The organism is Mycobacterium sp. NGS40 (assembly GCF_059812735.1).
In genome coordinates this window covers 1-689 of record NZ_JCALDG010000109.1, presented here as the reverse complement: position 1 = coordinate 689, position 689 = coordinate 1, and the positions used below count along the sequence as shown (strand labels likewise).

The 689-nt window shown below is 63.1% G+C and carries 1 protein-coding gene and 1 pseudogene; one reads left to right on the top strand and one right to left on the bottom strand.

What is annotated here, in order from left to right:
• Positions 1-16: 16 nt before the first annotated feature.
• Positions 17-283 (bottom strand): type II toxin-antitoxin system Phd/YefM family antitoxin, encoded by a 267-nt coding sequence (locus AC5Y5O_RS32150; protein WP_061559440.1) that lies wholly within the window; start codon positions 281-283, stop codon positions 17-19.
• Positions 284-419: 136 nt separating this feature from the next.
• Here AC5Y5O_RS32150 and AC5Y5O_RS32145 point away from each other — a divergent pair.
• Positions 420-689: pseudogene (locus AC5Y5O_RS32145) on the top strand (hypothetical protein); the annotation flags it as partial.

Below are 689 nucleotides of genomic sequence, written 5' to 3'. Positions count from 1 at the left end.
GTAGATTCGCATCTGGCTAGCGTTCATCGTGCCGTAGTTGTTCTAGAGCCTCAGTGGGACTGTGCGGGTAACTCTGCGGCTCAAGGTCGTCGGCCTTCAAAGGACGAGCCGCCAACACAACCTCGCCGGAGTTGACGAGGTCTTGCCATGGATCGCCTGTAACGGGCACGAGACGCGCGACCGGGCGGCCGCGGTCAGTTATCTCGATCGACTCCCCCGCTGCGACGTCCTCGAGGTACTTGCTGGCGTTCTGCCGAAGCTCGCGAACTCCTATCGCCCTCATGTGCTACATGGTAGCACATGAGGGCGATAGGAGTGGTCTAATGGTTCGTAGACCCTTGCGTCTGTCAATAGTTGTGGCCCACTATGTCCTCACGCCACGCGATGCGGTTCGCGCCGGACAAGGGGGCTGGTGTGTGATGACCTGGACGACTCAGCTCATCTACCCCGCCGCAGGACTGACTGCTGCCGACACGGCGGCACTGGCCGAGGCCCTTGGTAGGGCCGAAGTCAGCTACGACGCTGGCAGGAATCGGTTGCAGATCACGCTGGCGGTGGAGGCCTCGACCCTGGCGGAGGCCACCGGTGTGAGTCTGAGTGCCGCGGCCGCGGCTACCGGTCTTGCGGCGCCCATCCGATTGCTGGTGCAGAGCACTGCCGATTTCGTTGCGGACGCTGAGCACCCGCCA

What these genes read in the sequence shown, in the direction of transcription:
- AC5Y5O_RS32150 (WP_061559440.1), bottom strand. Translation starts at nt 283, where the DNA reads ATGAGGGCGATAGGAGTTCGCGAGCTTCGGCAGAACGCCAGCAAGTAC.